Origin of the sequence: Streptomyces sp. NBC_00572 (assembly GCF_026341815.1) — a bacterium.
Taxonomy (GTDB): domain Bacteria; phylum Actinomycetota; class Actinomycetes; order Streptomycetales; family Streptomycetaceae; genus Streptomyces.
Genome location: NZ_JAPENX010000001.1, coordinates 2733175 through 2747919, shown reverse-complemented (window position 1 = coordinate 2747919; position 14745 = coordinate 2733175). Strand labels below are relative to the sequence as shown.

The 14745-nt window shown below is 71.7% G+C and carries 13 protein-coding genes; 4 read left to right on the top strand and 9 right to left on the bottom strand.

The genetic code is table 11. From position 1 onward, the window contains the following. Positions 1–18 precede the first annotated feature (18 nt). The 5 genes from OG514_RS12590 to OG514_RS12570 all read right to left on the bottom strand — a co-directional run bounded on the left by OG514_RS12590 (position 19) and on the right by OG514_RS12570 (position 5530). Complete coding sequence (locus OG514_RS12590) at positions 19–564, bottom strand: bacterial proteasome activator family protein (protein WP_189833073.1); 546 nt, start codon at positions 562–564, stop codon at positions 19–21. A gap of 97 nt (positions 565–661) precedes the next feature. Beyond that, the gene (locus tag OG514_RS12585; RefSeq protein WP_266893937.1) at positions 662–3529 is read right to left on the bottom strand and encodes an FtsX-like permease family protein; all 2868 of its coding nucleotides are present in this window, start codon (positions 3527–3529) and stop codon (positions 662–664) included. Continuing rightward, on the bottom strand, positions 3526–4260 hold the full coding sequence (locus OG514_RS12580) for an ABC transporter ATP-binding protein (protein WP_266893935.1): 735 nt from the start codon (positions 4258–4260) through the stop codon (positions 3526–3528). The genes OG514_RS12585 and OG514_RS12580 overlap by 4 nt, the downstream gene beginning before the upstream one ends. Before the next feature lie 136 nt (positions 4261–4396). Beyond that, entirely contained in the window at positions 4397–5134 is a 738-nt protein-coding gene (locus OG514_RS12575; RefSeq protein WP_266893934.1) for a PadR family transcriptional regulator, read from the bottom strand. A gap of 96 nt (positions 5135–5230) precedes the next feature. Beyond that, positions 5231–5530, bottom strand: a complete 300-nt coding sequence (locus OG514_RS12570) for a hypothetical protein (protein ID WP_266893932.1) — start codon at positions 5528–5530, stop codon at positions 5231–5233. 67 nt (positions 5531–5597) lie between these two features. Between OG514_RS12570 and OG514_RS12565 the strand changes: the two genes are divergently transcribed. After that, positions 5598–5984 (top strand): hypothetical protein, encoded by a 387-nt coding sequence (locus OG514_RS12565; protein ID WP_266893930.1) that lies wholly within the window; start codon positions 5598–5600, stop codon positions 5982–5984. A gap of 194 nt (positions 5985–6178) precedes the next feature. On the opposite strand, the gene OG514_RS12560 is transcribed toward OG514_RS12565, so the two are convergent. Further along, complete coding sequence (locus OG514_RS12560) at positions 6179–7843, bottom strand: protein kinase (protein ID WP_266893928.1); 1665 nt, start codon at positions 7841–7843, stop codon at positions 6179–6181. A 275-nt stretch (positions 7844–8118) separates the two neighbouring features. Here OG514_RS12560 and OG514_RS12555 point away from each other — a divergent pair, with 275 nt between their 5' ends. Continuing rightward, positions 8119–9738 (top strand): protein kinase, encoded by a 1620-nt coding sequence (locus OG514_RS12555; protein ID WP_266893926.1) that lies wholly within the window; start codon positions 8119–8121, stop codon positions 9736–9738. A gap of 6 nt (positions 9739–9744) precedes the next feature. Here OG514_RS12555 and OG514_RS12550 read toward each other — a convergent pair whose 3' ends face one another. The 3 genes from OG514_RS12550 to OG514_RS12540 all read right to left on the bottom strand — a co-directional run bounded on the left by OG514_RS12550 (position 9745) and on the right by OG514_RS12540 (position 12215). Then, complete coding sequence (locus OG514_RS12550) at positions 9745–10743, bottom strand: phosphotransferase (protein WP_266900831.1); 999 nt, start codon at positions 10741–10743, stop codon at positions 9745–9747. Positions 10744–10956: 213 nt separating this feature from the next. After that, positions 10957–11409 (bottom strand): pyridoxamine 5'-phosphate oxidase family protein, encoded by a 453-nt coding sequence (locus tag OG514_RS12545; protein WP_266893924.1) that lies wholly within the window; start codon positions 11407–11409, stop codon positions 10957–10959. Between the two features lie 146 nt (positions 11410–11555). Next, complete coding sequence (locus tag OG514_RS12540) at positions 11556–12215, bottom strand: response regulator transcription factor (protein ID WP_266893922.1); 660 nt, start codon at positions 12213–12215, stop codon at positions 11556–11558. Positions 12216–12558: 343 nt separating this feature from the next. Here OG514_RS12540 and pdhA point away from each other — a divergent pair, with 343 nt between their 5' ends. Together pdhA and OG514_RS12530 are read left to right on the top strand one after the other, a co-directional pair. Further along, positions 12559–13752 (top strand): pyruvate dehydrogenase (acetyl-transferring) E1 component subunit alpha, encoded by a 1194-nt coding sequence (gene pdhA, locus OG514_RS12535; RefSeq protein ID WP_266893920.1) that lies wholly within the window; start codon positions 12559–12561, stop codon positions 13750–13752. A gap of 2 nt (positions 13753–13754) precedes the next feature. Further along, the gene (locus OG514_RS12530; RefSeq protein ID WP_266893918.1) at positions 13755–14735 is read left to right on the top strand and encodes an alpha-ketoacid dehydrogenase subunit beta; all 981 of its coding nucleotides are present in this window, start codon (positions 13755–13757) and stop codon (positions 14733–14735) included. The last annotated feature ends 10 nt before the right edge of the window (positions 14736–14745 follow it).

Below are 14745 nucleotides of genomic sequence, written 5' to 3'. Positions count from 1 at the left end.
CCGCAGGTGAGGGGCTGTTTACAGGTAGGGCCCCGAGCGGATCGCGCCGTGGCCGCGGTCGTCGTCGTCATCGTCGTGCGACGCACCCGGCGGGAGCGCCCTGCGCATCTGCTCCAGCTGCGCGCGGGCCGCCATCTGCTGGGCGAACAGCGCGGTCTGGATGCCGTGGAAGAGACCTTCCAGCCAGCCCACCAGCTGCGCCTGCGCGATGCGCAGCTCCGCCTCGGAGGGGATCGCCTCATCCGTGAACGGCAGGGAGAGCCGCTCCAGTTCCTCGACCAGCTCGGGCGCGAGCCCGTCCTCCAGCTCCTTCACGGAGCTTGCGTGGATGTCCTTGAGCCTGACCCGGCTGGCCTCGTCGAGAGGTGCCGCGCGTACTTCCTCCAGGAGCTGCTTGATCATGCTGCCGATCCGCATGACCTTCGCAGGCTGCTCGACCATTTCCGTCACCGGGACCTCGCGGGGTTCGTCGTCGCCCTGAGTGCCGCCGAGCGCCATCCCGTCCTGTCCCACGATGAGGACCTGGGGGCTCTCCTGCGACCTGTCATTCCTCGGCATCTCCATGCCGCCATTCTCTCGTACACACGCGTCACCACGAGGTGTGCCCCCGCACGAGGGTGATCCACCCTCGTGCGGGGGCACAGCACGACAACGAAGTACGTCAGATCGCCGCGCGCCGGGCCAGTGCGCCGCGCGAGCGGGTCACCAGGGCGGCGAGCAGTGCGGCACCGAGCGGCACGGCGATGAGCAGGCCGGCCAGGGTCTCCCACGGGATGACGATCGGGAGGGACGGAATGTCCGTCGCGTTGCTCCAGCCCTGGGCGACGGCCTCCTCGTGGAAGCGGATCTGCTGCCGTTCCTCGGTGAGCCGGAGCCCCACCGCGGGGAGTATTCCGGCGGCCGAGCCGAGGATCACGCCCATCGCGGCGACGACTCCGCACTGGAATCCGCTGAGGGTGCGGCGGACGCGGGGCGGGGCGCCCACGGCGGCGAGCGTCTTCAGATCGGCCTCGGCGTCGGCCTGGGCGAGGCCGGTGGCGATGCCTGCGGCGCCGATGGTGACCAGGCCCGCGAAGATGGCGAGCGCGAGCAGGATGATGCTGTTGTCGTTGACGAAGCCTTCCTCCACGTGGAGTTCGACGTCGCTGCCGAGCTTGGCGAGTTCGCTGTCGAGCTTCTGGCGCGCCTCGCTGTCGGGCAGCCGGTCGGTGGCGACGTACAGGCCCATCGGCGTCGTGGAGAGGCCGGCGGCCTTGGCGGTGGCCGGGGTGATCAGGGCCTGGAGGCCGTACGTCTTCGGGCTGCCGGGCACGCGGTAGGCGGGAATCGAGCTGACCTTCCCGGGTGCGGGACGGCCTTCCTCGGCCGCCTTGTCGGCGGCGGCGATGTCGGTGACCTGCTTGATCCCGATGGTGCCGTTCTTGTCGACCTGGGCGCGGGTGAAGCTGACGATCTTGCCTTCGGCGAGGGCCTTCGCGGCTCCGGCGTCCTCGATGCCGAGGACCTTGAGGACCGTGGCGTCGCCGACCAGCAGACCGCCTTCGGTGTAGACCCCGTGGCCGGAGTAGGACTGGTCGCAGCGCCAGTCCTCGGCGACCATCTTCCGCCGCTGCTCGGGGGTGAACCGCTCCGAGGGGTCACCGTCGCCGGGGACGGTGGCGTACATGGGGCACTCGTTGGCCGGGGGGACGACGACCTCGTAGCGGCCGCAGCCGTCGCCGCCGCCGCCCCACATCGGGCAGCCGGCCTTGCCGACCGTGACGCGCTCGACATCGGCGCGGACGTCGACCGGCAGGAAGCGCTGGACCGCGTCGCGGACGGCGGGGACGTCCCGGCCGCCCTCCTCCGTGACGAAGGCGGAGACCGCGCCGTACGGCAGCTGGGCCTGGTACTCGGCCTCGTACTGGGCCTCACTGCTGGCCATGAACACGGAGACGGCGACCGATCCCGCGACGGCGGCGAGGACGGCGGCGACGGCGGGTGCCGTACGGCCCCGGTTGCGCACGGCGTCCCGCAGCGCGAGCCGCGGCGAGAGCGGCAGCCAGCGCCCGGTCCGCCCGAACAGGCCGACGAGGGCCGGGGTCATGGCGACGATGCCCAGTTCGGCGATGGCGGAGCCGCCCGCCACGATGATGAACTGCTGGCTGACGAGGGAGCCGAAGAGCGCGATCGCGCCGCCGATCAGGAGGGCCACGAGGCCGATCAGGGGCAGCACGCGGCTGCTGCGGCGGATTCCGCGGCGGCCGGTGAGCGAGGCGAGGACCGTCTGCCGGGAGGCGGTGATGGCCGGCACGATCGCCGCGAGCAGACCGGTCAGCACGGCGAGCAGGGCGATGCCGAGGATTTCGAGCGGCCGGACGTCGAAGGCGCCGAACCGCTGGCCCATGGTGTCCTCAAGGACCGGCTGGAGCGCCAGGGTGAGGATCAGGGCGAGGACCGTACCGGTGACGGCGGCGGCGATACCGATGACCAGGCCGCCGCTCAGGACAATGGCCCGGATGTGGCTGCGGGCACCGCCGTTGGCCCCGACGAGACCGAGCTGGCGGCGCGAGCGTCGGGCCCCGACCGCGAAGGCGGGTCCGGCGAGCAGGCAGATCTCCAGCATCGCCAGGCCGACGACGGTGCCGAGGGCGGCGAGCTCGGCGGCATCGGCCCCCGCGCTGGACTCGAAGTCGCCCCAGCCACCCCTCTGGTAGAGCGGGACCTCGGACTTGGCCGGCGGGTCGAGGAGCACGGCACGCGAGGTGACGATGACGCCCTTGGTGTTGAGCTCCTTGACCATGTTCCACGTGAAACCACCGGACGCGCGCACCAGATAGGTGCTGGAGGCGCCGGGCTTCTGCAGCCCCGCCTTCTCCGCGGCCTTCGCGTACGGGGCGAGGAAGGCCCCCGGCAGCGCGTTGACCTGGTCGGTGTTCAGGGAGTCGGGAATTTCGTAGGCGCCGACGATGCGGTACTGGCGGTCGAAATTGCGTGCGGAAAGGGTCGAGCCGATCGACAGGCCGCTGGTCTCCAGGAAGTGCGAGGTCGCGATCACCTCGTCGTTCTTCTCCGGATAACGCCCCTCCAGGAGGGTCGTGATGCCCCGGGCGATCGGATCGGCCGCCTTGAGCTCACGGACCTCCGTCATCAGCAGACCGTGAACCGTCGTCAGCTTGGCCCCGCCGATGGTGTCCTTCAGGACCGTGGAGCCCGCCGGGAAGGCCTTGGTGACATCGACGGAACCGCTCGGCCAGGCCGAGTCCCCGTAGTCCTTGGCCGGAGTGTTCATGTCGCCGGGCGGGTCCTGGAAGACGGGCACCCCGCCGTAGCCGGAGTCCTGGAACCGGGCGTCGGCCGCGCCCATCGTGCGGTCCGCCCGCTCCGCGGGGGACAGCTCGGAGCTGCGGATGGTCAGATCGAGGGCGCTGACACCCAGGATCGGCAGGGCGATCATGGCCAGTACGAGGGCGCTGCGGCCCTTGGAACGCCAGGCGTCACGACGGGCGATACGGATCGCGGCCCGCCAGGAATGGAACCAGGTCTTCACGCCTCAGCCACCTGGCCCGACAGCAGGGAATCGGCCTCGCTGCGCACGGTCTGGTCGACGATGGCGCCGTCCCGCAGGAACACGACCCGGTCCGCCCAGGCAGCGAACCGCGGCTCGTGGGTGACGAGGACGCCGGCGGCGCCGGCGTCGCAGCGGGTGCGGAGCAGGGCGAGCACGGACTCGCCGGTCTCGGAGTCGAGGGCGCCGGTCGGTTCGTCGGCGAGGACGAGCCGGCGGTCGCCGACGAGCGCGCGGGCGATGGCCACGCGCTGCTGCTGGCCGCCGGACATCTCGTCGGGGAAGCGGTCGGCGAGGTGACCGAGCCCCATCTCCTCCAGCGCCTTGAGGGCCTCGACGCGCGCCTTGCGGGCGGAGGTCCCGTCCAGCTCGCGGGGCAGGGCCACGTTCTCGGCGGCGGTGAGGGCCGGGATGAGGTTGTAGTCCTGGAAGACGTAACCGATGCTGCGGCGGCGCAGGGCCGCGAGTTCCTTGACGCTCGCCCGGGTGATGTCGGTGTTCTCGACGATCACCTGCCCCGAGGTGGGGGTGTCGAGGCCGCCGGCGATGGTGAGCAGCGTGGACTTGCCGGAGCCGGACGGGCCCATGACGGCGACGAGTTCACCCGGGTACACGGCGAGGTCGATGCCGCGCAGGGCATGCACCTCGGTGGCACCCGCGCCGTGGACGCGGGTCAGGTTCTGGAGTTGCAGCACGGGCTGCTGTGCGGACATGAGGGGTCCCCCCTTGGGCGTACGCGGCGGTCGGCCGCGTACGGGAGCGAGCGGTGGAAAGGCGGTACGGCACGCGGTGCGGGGGCCGTACGGAAGGTGGTGCGCGGGCGGTACGAGGTGGGGCGCGACCGTGCGGTCAGCGCGCCCCGGCCACGGGTGGCGCGGCCTCGGCGCCCGTCCGGGCGGTGGCCGCCGGGGCCTCGGCCGCGGTGGCGGAGGTGGCCGGCGGGGCCGTTTCGGTTCGGGGTGCCGACGCGGTGGTCGGCGGGGTGGTCGGCGTTTCGGCGTCGGGCGCCGAGTCAGCGGCTGCGGCGGCCCCGGCCGTCGCAGCCGCCGAGAGGCGGATCAGCCGGGATTCGCAGTGGTCCAGCCAGCGCGCCTCGGCCTCGGTCTGGAAGATCAGCTGCTCCAGGACGAGCAGCCAGGCGACGTCGTCCCGTTCCCGGGCCCCACCGCTCTCGACGGCGACGAGTGCCTGGGCCTTGAGGCGGGTGTAGTCCTGCATCGCCTTCACGGTGTGCCGGCGCTGGGACTGGATGACGTCGCGGATGTCGATGCTGGGGGCGCCCACGGCCATGGCGAGCTTGATGGCCAGCTCGTCACGGGCGGGGCTGGTGCGGTCCACCGGCTTCTCGAACCAGGTCCTGAGTTCGGCGCGGCCGCTGTCGGTGATCGCGTAGAGCGCGTGCCCGGCGGCGTCCTCGCCGCCCTGGGCGACCATGCCGTCCCGTTCGAGCCGGCTGAGGGTCGTGTAGACCTGGCCGACGTTCAGCGGCCAGGTGGAACCGGTGCGCGACTCGAACTCCGTACGGAGCTGCGAGCCGTACCGAGGGCCGCGTTCGAGGAGGGCGAGAAGCCCGTGGCGAATCGACATACTCAGTATGTATACCGGGTATGCCGGAGCCGACAACCGTCCTGAGACGGAAGCGGCAGGTCCGCCTCAAGGGGGACCCGGGCGCGGCCGAGGGGCTCAGCGGCGCCGCATCCGGAGCCCGAGGAAGCCGATCCCGAGCCCCATCAGAGCCATCCCGACCCCCAGGGTGAGTACGGGAATCTGCTGGTGGACGAGGGTGGGCGCGGCTTCGGACGCCATGCGCGGCGCGGCGCCGGGCCGGCTGGCGGGCGCCGCCTCCGGGAGGACGGCCTCCTCCTCGCGTACCGCCCCGGCCTCTTCGTCGGCGGCCTCGGCGGCCTCCGGGTCTGTTGCCGATTCGGTACGAGAGCCCTCCGACGGCCGGGTCGTGTCGCTCTCCGGGGTGCTCGGGTCCACGGACCGTCCGGGCCGTGGCCGCCCCTCGCCGGCGGGCCGGCCCGCCAGCGAGGCGGAGCCGATGGGGGTGGGTGCGTCGCTGGGATCGGCGCTCGGCGCGGCGGGCGCGGCAGCCCCGGTGCCGGTGGGCGCGGGCGCGGGTGACGCGGGCGTACCGGCACCCCCGGTCGGCCCCGGAGAGGTGGAGGAGGAAGAAGGGGAGGGAGTGACGGTCGCGGACGGCGCGTCGGGCGAGGGGAACAGCGTGGAGGGCGACGAGGAAGGGGAAGAAGAGGAGGACGGGGAGGAAGGGGAAGCCGAAGGCGTGGTCGGGGCCCCCACCGAGCTGCCGGGCGCCTCGGCTCCGTACGCGAGCGGCTCCCCGTACAGGGCGCACGCGCAGGCGAACACGCAGGTGAGTGCGGGGCCGAGAGCCCGCGCCCGTGCCCTGCGGAGTGCTGGAGTCACTGGGTGACCCCCTCCCGTACCGAGCCGCCGAGATGGTCGATTCAGCGTAGACACGCTGGGACATTTCCGGCATCCGGAACAGGGGCAGCAGGCGTAACGGCGACCCGGAGCGGGTGTTTAAGGAGGTGTCAGCTCCCCTGACGCGGGTCGCCGGTCGCGCCGCATTCCCGCGGGTCGCCCGTCACTGCCGAGGGCCGCGCCTCACTGCCCCGGGTTGCCCGACGAGACGGTGAGGGTGAACTCGGCGTCCTCGGCCGCGATGTCCTGGCCCGACGGCGGGTACTGCTCCAGGACCGTGCCCTCGCCGTAGGTGTTCTCGTCCACCGGGCGCTGGGGCTTGAGCTTCCAGCCGGCCGCCTGGATGCATTCCTTCACCGACTGGATGTTCTTGTAGGTGAAGTTGGGGACCTCGAACTTCTCGGGGTCGTCGCTCGACTCGGTCGGCTGCGTGCACTTCTTCGGGTCGATGCTCTTGGTCAGGTCCGGGCCCTTGTGACCGGGGGCCGCGGTCTGGCTCTGCTGGGAGTCGGTGCCGCCCGTGCCGCCGGCGTCGGGGTCCGCGTCCTTGTTGAGGTTGAGGGCCACGAGCAGGCCGCCGACCGCGAGCAGGGAGACGACGATCGCGCCCACGAGCACCGGAGTGTTCCGCCGCGGACCGCCGCCCGCCGGGGCGGGCACCGGCGTGTGCACCGGGGCGTACGGCGCGGGGCCGGGGTTCTGGTACGCGGGCTGCGGGGCCGGGGTCGGATACACCGGAGCGGGCGTCGGGGCCTGCTGCGGGTAGCCGTACGAGGGGGCGGGCGCCGGGGTCGGGGGGCCGTAGGGGCCCGGCTGCGGCGTCGGCGGCTGGTAGGGCTGCTGCACCCCGTGCGTCCCGGGCTGCGGAGTGGGCGGCGGGGTCTGGCCGACGGGCGGGAAGACCGCCGAGCCGACGCCCGCACCGCTGCTGACCGGACCGCCCTGGACGATCATCGGGGCACCGGTCTGACCCGCCGAGAGCACCCGCAGGCACTCGTCGCGCATCGACGCCGCGCTCGGGAACCGCTCGTTCGGGTTCTTTCGCAGGGCGCGGGCGACGAGCGCGTCCATCGCCGGTGTCACCGACCGGTTGACGGTGGACGGGGCGACCGGCTCCTCCTGCACGTGCGCGTATGCGATGGCCAGCGGAGAGTCGGCGTCGAAGGGGAGACGGCCCGTCAGCAGCTGGAACAGCATGATGCCGACCGAGTAGAGGTCGGAGCGGGCGTCCACCGCACGCCCGAGGGCCTGCTCGGGGGAGAGGTACTGAGGGGTACCGACGACCATGCCGGTCTGCGTCATCGACGTGACCCCGGACTGCATGGCCCGCGCGATGCCGAAGTCCATGACCTTGACCACGCCGCGCTTGGTCGTCATCACGTTGCCGGGCTTGATGTCGCGGTGGACCAGGCCCATCTCGTGGCTGACCTCAAGGGCGGCGAGCACGTCGGCCGTGACCTTCAGCGCCTTGTCGGCCGGCATCGCGCCGTACTGCTGGATGTCCGAGGCGAGGACCGAGCCGAGCGGCTGCCCCTCCACGTACTCCATGACGATGTACGGCATGACGGCGCCGTCGAGGGTGTCCTCGCCGGTGTCGAAGACCGAGACGATGTTGGTGTGCGACAGCTTCGCGACCGCCTGCGCCTCGCGCCGGAACCGCTCGCGGAAGGACTGCTCCCGGCCGAGTTCCGTGTGCAGCGTCTTGATGGCGACCTGCCGGTCGAGGGCGCTGTCGTAGGCCAGGTAGACCGACGCCATACCGCCCTCGCCGAGAAGGTCGCGCAGCTGGTACCGGCCGCCCGCGACCGAACCGCCCGCATAGCGGCCCTGTGCGCCGTCCTGGCTCATCTGTGCTTCCCCCTACGCGCGCGTGGCGGCGTTGATCCGGAATTTCCTGGCCAAGTCTGCCCGAGGGCAGTGACACGTCAAGCCGGGTGCCCGTTCCGTGACCCTCCGCACAGGAAGGTTCCCCGAACCGTTTTCGAAGTGGCGGAGGAATCCTGCCGAATTTGCACAGGTGTACGTGGAAGGGGTTGGATGGCCGGTCCATCTCGGACTGTGTTGTCGTACGGAGCCTGTAGCGTGACGACTGGACACGGCACGACAGACGACGGCGAGGACTGATGGCACCCGAATCCGGAGCAGATGGCGGTGTGCCCGACTCGTCGGCGGAGTCCTGGGGCGTCGGTGGCGTCGTCGGCGACGGTCGCTACCGACTGACGCACCGTCTGGGGCGTGGCGGCATGGCCGAGGTCTTCGCGGCCGAGGACGTAAGGCTCGGCCGCACCGTCGCCGTCAAGCTCCTCCGCGCCGATCTCGCCGAGGACCCGGTCTCCAAGGCCCGATTCACCCGCGAGGCGCAGTCCGTCGCCGGACTCAACCACCACGCGATCGTCGCCGTGTACGACTCCGGCGAGGACCTGGTGGCCGGCCGGCCCGTGCCGTACATCGTGATGGAGCTGGTCGAGGGCCGCACCATCCGCGAGCTGTTGATGAGTGCCGAGGCCCCCGGGCCCGAGCAGGCCCTCATCATCGTCTCCGGAGTCCTGGAGGCGCTGGCCTATTCGCACCAGCACGGCATCGTGCACCGTGACATCAAGCCGGCGAACGTGATCATCACCCACGGCGGCGCCGTGAAGGTCATGGACTTCGGCATCGCCCGCGCCCTGCACGGCGCGCAGTCGACGATGACCCAGACCGGCATGGTCATGGGCACCCCGCAGTACCTCTCCCCCGAGCAGGCACTCGGCAAGGCCGTCGACCACCGCTCCGACCTGTACGCGACGGGCTGTCTCCTCTACGAACTCCTCGCGCTGCGGCCCCCGTTCACCGGCGAGACCCCGCTGTCCGTCGTGTACCAGCACGTCCAGGACGCGCCGATCCCGCCGTCCGACGTCACGCAGTCCGTGCCGCCGGAGCTCGACGGACTGGTGATGCGCTCGCTCGCGAAGGACCCGGACGACCGGTTCCAGAGCGCCGAGGAGATGCGCGGCCTCATCCAGTACAGCCTCCAGATGCTCCAGCAGCAGGGCGGCCACACCGGTACGTGGAACACCGGCCCGGTCGAGATGCACGACGGCGGTCACACCCCGGTCGGCGGCATGGCCGCGACGACCGCGATGGGCCACCCCATGCACGGCGAGACCTCGCAGGGCCCGATCCTTCCCCCGCGGAACCCGGACGACGGCGGCGTCGGCGGGTACGGCGGTACGGGCGGGAACGGCGGCTACGGCCAGGACGGTTCGTACGGCTCGCACGGCGGTGGCGGGGGCGGCCGCGGCAAGGTGTGGCTGTTCGCCGCGCTCGCGCTGGTCGCGGTCGTCGCCGGTGTCGTCTTCGCCCTCGACAAGGCGGGCGAGAAGGGCGGCAGCACGGGCGGCACGACGCCGCCGACGGTCTCCACCTCGCCGTCGACGAAGTCGGAGGAGCCCACGCCCTCCTCGGAGGAGCCCTCCGAGGAGCCGTCGACCGACGAGGGCACGTCGGACGGAGGCGTCACGGAGGCGCCGTGGCCGCCGCCGACCACGTCCCAGCCGTCGACCCAGCCGCCGACCACGACTCCGCCGACGACCGAGCCGTCGAAGACGACCGAGCCGCCCACGGAGCCCACGGACGAGCCGACGCAGCCGACGGACCCGCCGACGGAGACCACGGACACGCCGACGACCGAGACGCCGACCGACCCCACCGGGGGCAACAACAACTCGGACCCGCCGCCCACGGACGGCACCGAGGCGGGCTGACCCGTCTCATCCCGCGAACGCGTCGCGTACCGCCTCGTACTCGCGGGTCCACCAGACCGCCAGGGCCGACACCGCAGGAAACTGCGGGTCGGCCCTTCGGTCGTGCAGCTGGTAGCGCCAGCGCAGCGTCCAGAAGTCGTTGAGTCGCTCCCACCACACCCGGTGCGCCGCCGCCGCCAGCTCGGCGCGGTCGGCGCCGGTCGCCCGCCGGTACGCGCGCGCGTAGGCCCGCACCTTCTCCAGGGCCAGCTCACCCCCCGGTCGTACGAAGAAGATGGCGGCGGCCCGGACCGCCTCCTCGGCCCTCGGCCGGACCCCGAGCCGGTCCCAGTCGACGATCGCGGCGGGCTCGGCGCCCCGGTAGAGCAGGTTCAGCGGGTGGAAGTCGCCGTGCACCCAGTCGGCGGCCGCGGCGGGCGGCGGACGGTGGTGGGCGTGCTGGGCGAGGAGCCGGCGGCGCTCCCTGAGCCGGTGCTCGGCGAGCGCGTCGAAGCTGTCGCGGGGGCGGTGCGCGCGGGCGAGGCGGATCAGTTCGTCGATGGCCCGGAAGGTGTCCTGGAGGTCGGCGCTCGCGCAGACGCCGTCGTCGGCGGCCTCGGGTGCCCCGTCCGGCCCCGAGGGCTCCATGACCCGGTCCAGGGCCGTGTGGACCTGCCCGAGCAGGGTGCCGAGGCGCCGCGAGCAGCCGGTGGAGAGCTGGGTGCCGTCCCGGTGGCGGCCGTCGACCCAGGGGTGCAGGGCGTAGCAGTGGCCGTCGACGACGGCGACGGTGCGGCCGGTGGCGTCGGGCAGCGGCGGGGCGACGGGCAGGCCGAGGGCGTGCAGCCGCTGGGTGGCGCGGTGCTGGCGGGCGATGGTGACGCGGTCGGCGGTGGGGGCGTCCAGGTGCTGCTTGAGGAAGTACGTGCCGCGGGTGGTGGAGAGCCGGAAGCCGCGGTTGAGCAGCCCTTCGGTGACGGGCACGCAGGAGAGGGGCTCCCCGGCGTGCCGGTGACGGCGCAGCAGGGCCCCGACGGGTGGGGCGGGCGGGGCGCCGAGGGGCCGGGCCGACGGGGCGCCGACGACCCTGGCGGCCGGGACGCCGGCAGTCCGGGGTGCCGGGGCGCCGACGGGCCGGGTGGCCGCGCGGGGGGCACCGGTCGGGGCGTCCGGCGGGGCGAGCGGTGCAGCCGGCGGAGTGAGCGTTTCAGATGAGCGCGGCACCCGCCAGATGTTAGATCACGCTACGTGGTGGAGGTGTCGCCGGACGGAATGGGGGGCGGTCCGGGTCACCGGGGTCTCGCTCGCGTAGTCGAGCGCGTGCACCGTCACGAACTGCGGTTCGATCCGCATGTAGACCGGGTCGAAGGTCTCGCCGTCCACCTGCTCCGGCTCGGCGCCGAAGGCCGCGAGCTCCTCCTCGGCCGGCTCGACGATCTCGGCGGTGCCGGTGAACTGCACGGACCAGAGGTGCTGCGAGCCCGAGCTGAAGTTGTCCGCGCCGTACGCGACGACGCTGCCGTTGCAGGCGCGGTGGTAGCCGAGGCCCCGGTGCAGCCGGAGCAGGACGCGGCCGTCGGACACGATGTGCCGGGCGGGGGCGATGAACGGCATCGCCCGCATGCTCGTCGCCACCCGGCCGTACGACACGCCGCTGAGCAACTCGATGGCGCGGATCTCGTCGGTGGACATGGCATCCACTCTCCGCCACCAACACCGTGTCGGAAAGGGGCCCCTGCCCCGCTTTCACGGGGACGTAGGTCCCGAATCGGGGCCGCCGGCCGTGCTCTGACCCGTACGGGTGAGGCGAGAGCCCGGCCGGCCGGGGCGGCCGAGCGTCAGTGGCGCTCCGCCTGGAGCCGCGCCACATACGCCGCGGCCTGCGAGCGGCGCTCCATGCCCAGCTTCGACAGCAGGCTGGAGACATAGTTCTTGATGGTCTTCTCCGCGAGGTGGAGCCGCTCGCCGATGACCCGGTTGGTCAGTCCCTCGCCGATCAGGTCCAGGATCTTGCGCTCCTGGTCCGTCAGGTTGGCGAGCTTGTCGTCACCCTTCGGATTGTTGCCGTCGCGCAGCCGCTCCAGGACGCGGGCGGTCGCCACCGGGTCGAGCAGCGACTTGCCGGCCGCCACGTCCCGTACCGCGTTCAGCAGTTCGTTGCCCCGGATGGCCTTGAGGACGTATCCCGAGGCCCCGGCCATGATCGCGTCGAAGAGCGCCTCGTCGTCCGCGTACGAGGTGAGCATCAGGCATTTGACGCCCTCGTCCTGCGAACGGATCTCGCGGCACACCTCCACCCCGCTGCCGTCCGGCAGCCGGACGTCGAGCACCGCGACGTCGGGGCGGGTCGCGGGGATCCTGACCAGCGCGTCCGCAGCCGTTCCGGCCTCTCCGACCACCTCGATGTCGTCCTCCACGGAGAGCAGCTCGTGGACGCCGCGCCGGACGACTTCGTGGTCGTCCAGCAGAAATACCCGGATTTTTCCATCTTCGCGCACGCAGTCAGTCTCACATATTGGCTCTTCCCGCGCCCGGGGTGCGCGGGATAACGTGCCGGATGTTCCGGCGGCCCTCTCGGCCGCTGCCGACGCGCTGACCAGCCGGTGTTCCCGCTTTTCTCGATTTACTTGGAAATCCAAGCAAAATCGCAGGTCAAGTGGGGTTTCGCGGGAATGGCACGCTGTGGGTAACGTGCCTAAGACAGGGCGCTCGCCGGGGCACCTGTCACGCCCGACCCCGGCCGCGTCGCACCCACCCCGTGCGAAGGGTACGGATAAGGCGGAGAGCCGCACTGGCCTTGCCCGGCGAACCCGGGGGCCGGACCGACGGAGGAGCACGCACGTGACCGTGGAGAGCACTGCAGCGCGCAAGACGACGCGACGCAGCAGCGGCACCAAGCGCACCGCAAGCGCGAGCACCAGCACCACCAAGAAGACGAGCACGCGCGCCGAGGCGGACGCTGTGGAGCCCGAGCTCGTCCAGCTGCTGACGCCCGAGGGAGAGCGCGTCCAGCACCCCGATTACGACATCGACCTGAGCGCCGAGGAGCTGCGCGGTCTCTACCGCGACATGGTCCTCACTCGTCGCTTCGACGCCGAGGCCACCTCGCTGCAGCGTCAGGGCGAGCTGGGCCTGTGGGCCTCACTGCTCGGCCAGGAGGCCGCCCAGATCGGCTCCGGCCGGGCCCTTCGGGACGACGACTACGTCTTTCCCACCTACCGTGAACACGGTGTCGCGTGGGTCCGTGGCGTCGACCCCACGAATCTGCTGGGAATGTTCCGCGGTGTGAACCACGGTGGCTGGGATCCCAGCACCAACAATTTCCACCTGTACACGATCGTTCTCGGCTCGCAGACCTTGCACGCCACGGGTTATGCCATGGGTATCGCCAAGGACGGCGCGGATTCCGCCGTGCTCGCGTACTTCGGTGACGGCGCCTCCAGCCAGGGCGATGTGAACGAGTCGTTCGTCTTCTCCGCGGTCTACAACGCCCCGGTCGTGTTCTTCTGCCAGAACAACCAGTGGGCCATCTCCGAGCCCATCGAGAAGCAGACGCGCGTGCCGCTCTACCAGCGCGCCCGCGGCTTCGGCTTCCCCGGCGTCCGTGTCGACGGCAACGACGTCCTCGCGTGCCTGGCCGTGACCCGGTCGGCGCTCGAGCGCGCCCGCCGCGGCGAGGGTCCGACGCTCATCGAGGCGTTCACATACCGCATGGCCGCCCACACCACCTCCGACGACCCGACCCGCTACCGCCGCGACGCGGAGCGCGAGGAGTGGGAGGCCAAGGACCCGATCCAGCGCCTCAAGGTCTACATGGAGAACGAGGGCCACGCCGACGCGGCCTTCTTCGAGGAGCTGGAAGCGGAGAGCGAGGCGCTCGGCAAGCAGGTCCGCGAGGTCGTGCGCGCCATGCCCGTCCCGGAGCACATGGCGATCTTCGACAACGTGTACGCGGACGGGCACGCGCTCGTCGACGAGGAGCGCGCGCAGTTCGCCGCCTACGAGGCGTCCTTCGCGAACGGAGAGGGCGAGTAATCATGGCTGTTCAGAAGCTTCCCCTCGCGAAGGCGCTCAACGAGTCGCTGCGCAAGGCCCTGGAGACCGACCCCAAGGTCGTCATCATGGGCCTGGACGTCGGCAAGCTCGGCGGTGTCTTCCGGATCACCGACGGCCTGCAGAAGGACTTCGGCGAGGACCGGGTCGTCGACACCCCGCTCGCCGAGTCCGGCATCGTCGGCACCGCGATCGGCCTCGCGCTGCGCGGCTACCGGCCTGTCGTGGAGATCCAGTTCGACGGCTTCGTCTTCCCGGCGTACGACCAGATCGTCACCCAGCTGGCGAAGATCCGGGCCCGTTCGCTCGGCACGGTGAAGATGCCGGTCGTCATCCGTATCCCGTACGGCGGCGGCATCGGCGCCGTCGAGCACCACTCCGAGTCCCCCGAGTCGCTCTTCGCGCACGTCGCGGGCCTCAAGGTCGTCACCCCGGCGAACTCCTCCGATGCCTACTGGATGCTCCAGCAGGCGATCCAGAGCGACGACCCGGTCATCTTCTTCGAGCCCAAGCGCCGCTACTGGGACAAGGGCGAGGTCGACGTCGAGGCCATCCCCGGCGAGCTGCACAAGGCCCGGGTCGCCCGTGAGGGCACGGACCTCACCCTGGTGGCCTACGGCCCGATGGTGAAGACCTGCCTGGAGGTGGCCGAGGCCGCCGCCGAGGAGGGCAAGTCGATCGAGGTCGTGGACCTGCGCTCGATCTCCCCGCTCGACTTCGACACGATCCAGGCCTCGGTCGAGAAGACCCGCCGCCTGGTCGTCGTCCACGAGGCGCCGGTGTTCTTCGGCTCCGGCGCGGAGATCGCCGCCCGGATCACCGAGCGCTGCTTCTACCACCTGGAGGCCCCCGTCCTGCGGGTCGGCGGCTACCACGCGCCGTATCCGCCGGCGCGCCTGGAGGAGGAGTACCTGCCGGGTCTCGATCGCGTGCTCGACGCCGTCGACCGCTCGCTGGCGTACTGAGGAGAGCACC

What these genes read in the sequence shown, in the direction of transcription:
- OG514_RS12590 (WP_189833073.1), bottom strand. Translation starts at nt 564, where the DNA reads ATGGAGATGCCGAGGAATGACAGGTCGCAGGAGAGCCCCCAGGTCCTC.
- OG514_RS12545 (WP_266893924.1), bottom strand. Translation starts at nt 11,409, where the DNA reads ATGTCCACCGACGAGATCCGCGCCATCGAGTTGCTCAGCGGCGTGTCG.
- OG514_RS12555 (WP_266893926.1), top strand. Translation starts at nt 8,119, where the DNA reads ATGGCACCCGAATCCGGAGCAGATGGCGGTGTGCCCGACTCGTCGGCG.
- OG514_RS12575 (WP_266893934.1), bottom strand. Translation starts at nt 5,134, where the DNA reads ATGTCGATTCGCCACGGGCTTCTCGCCCTCCTCGAACGCGGCCCTCGG.
- OG514_RS12560 (WP_266893928.1), bottom strand. Translation starts at nt 7,843, where the DNA reads ATGAGCCAGGACGGCGCACAGGGCCGCTATGCGGGCGGTTCGGTCGCG.
- OG514_RS12530 (WP_266893918.1), top strand. Translation starts at nt 13,755, where the DNA reads ATGGCTGTTCAGAAGCTTCCCCTCGCGAAGGCGCTCAACGAGTCGCTG.
- OG514_RS12580 (WP_266893935.1), bottom strand. Translation starts at nt 4,260, where the DNA reads ATGTCCGCACAGCAGCCCGTGCTGCAACTCCAGAACCTGACCCGCGTC.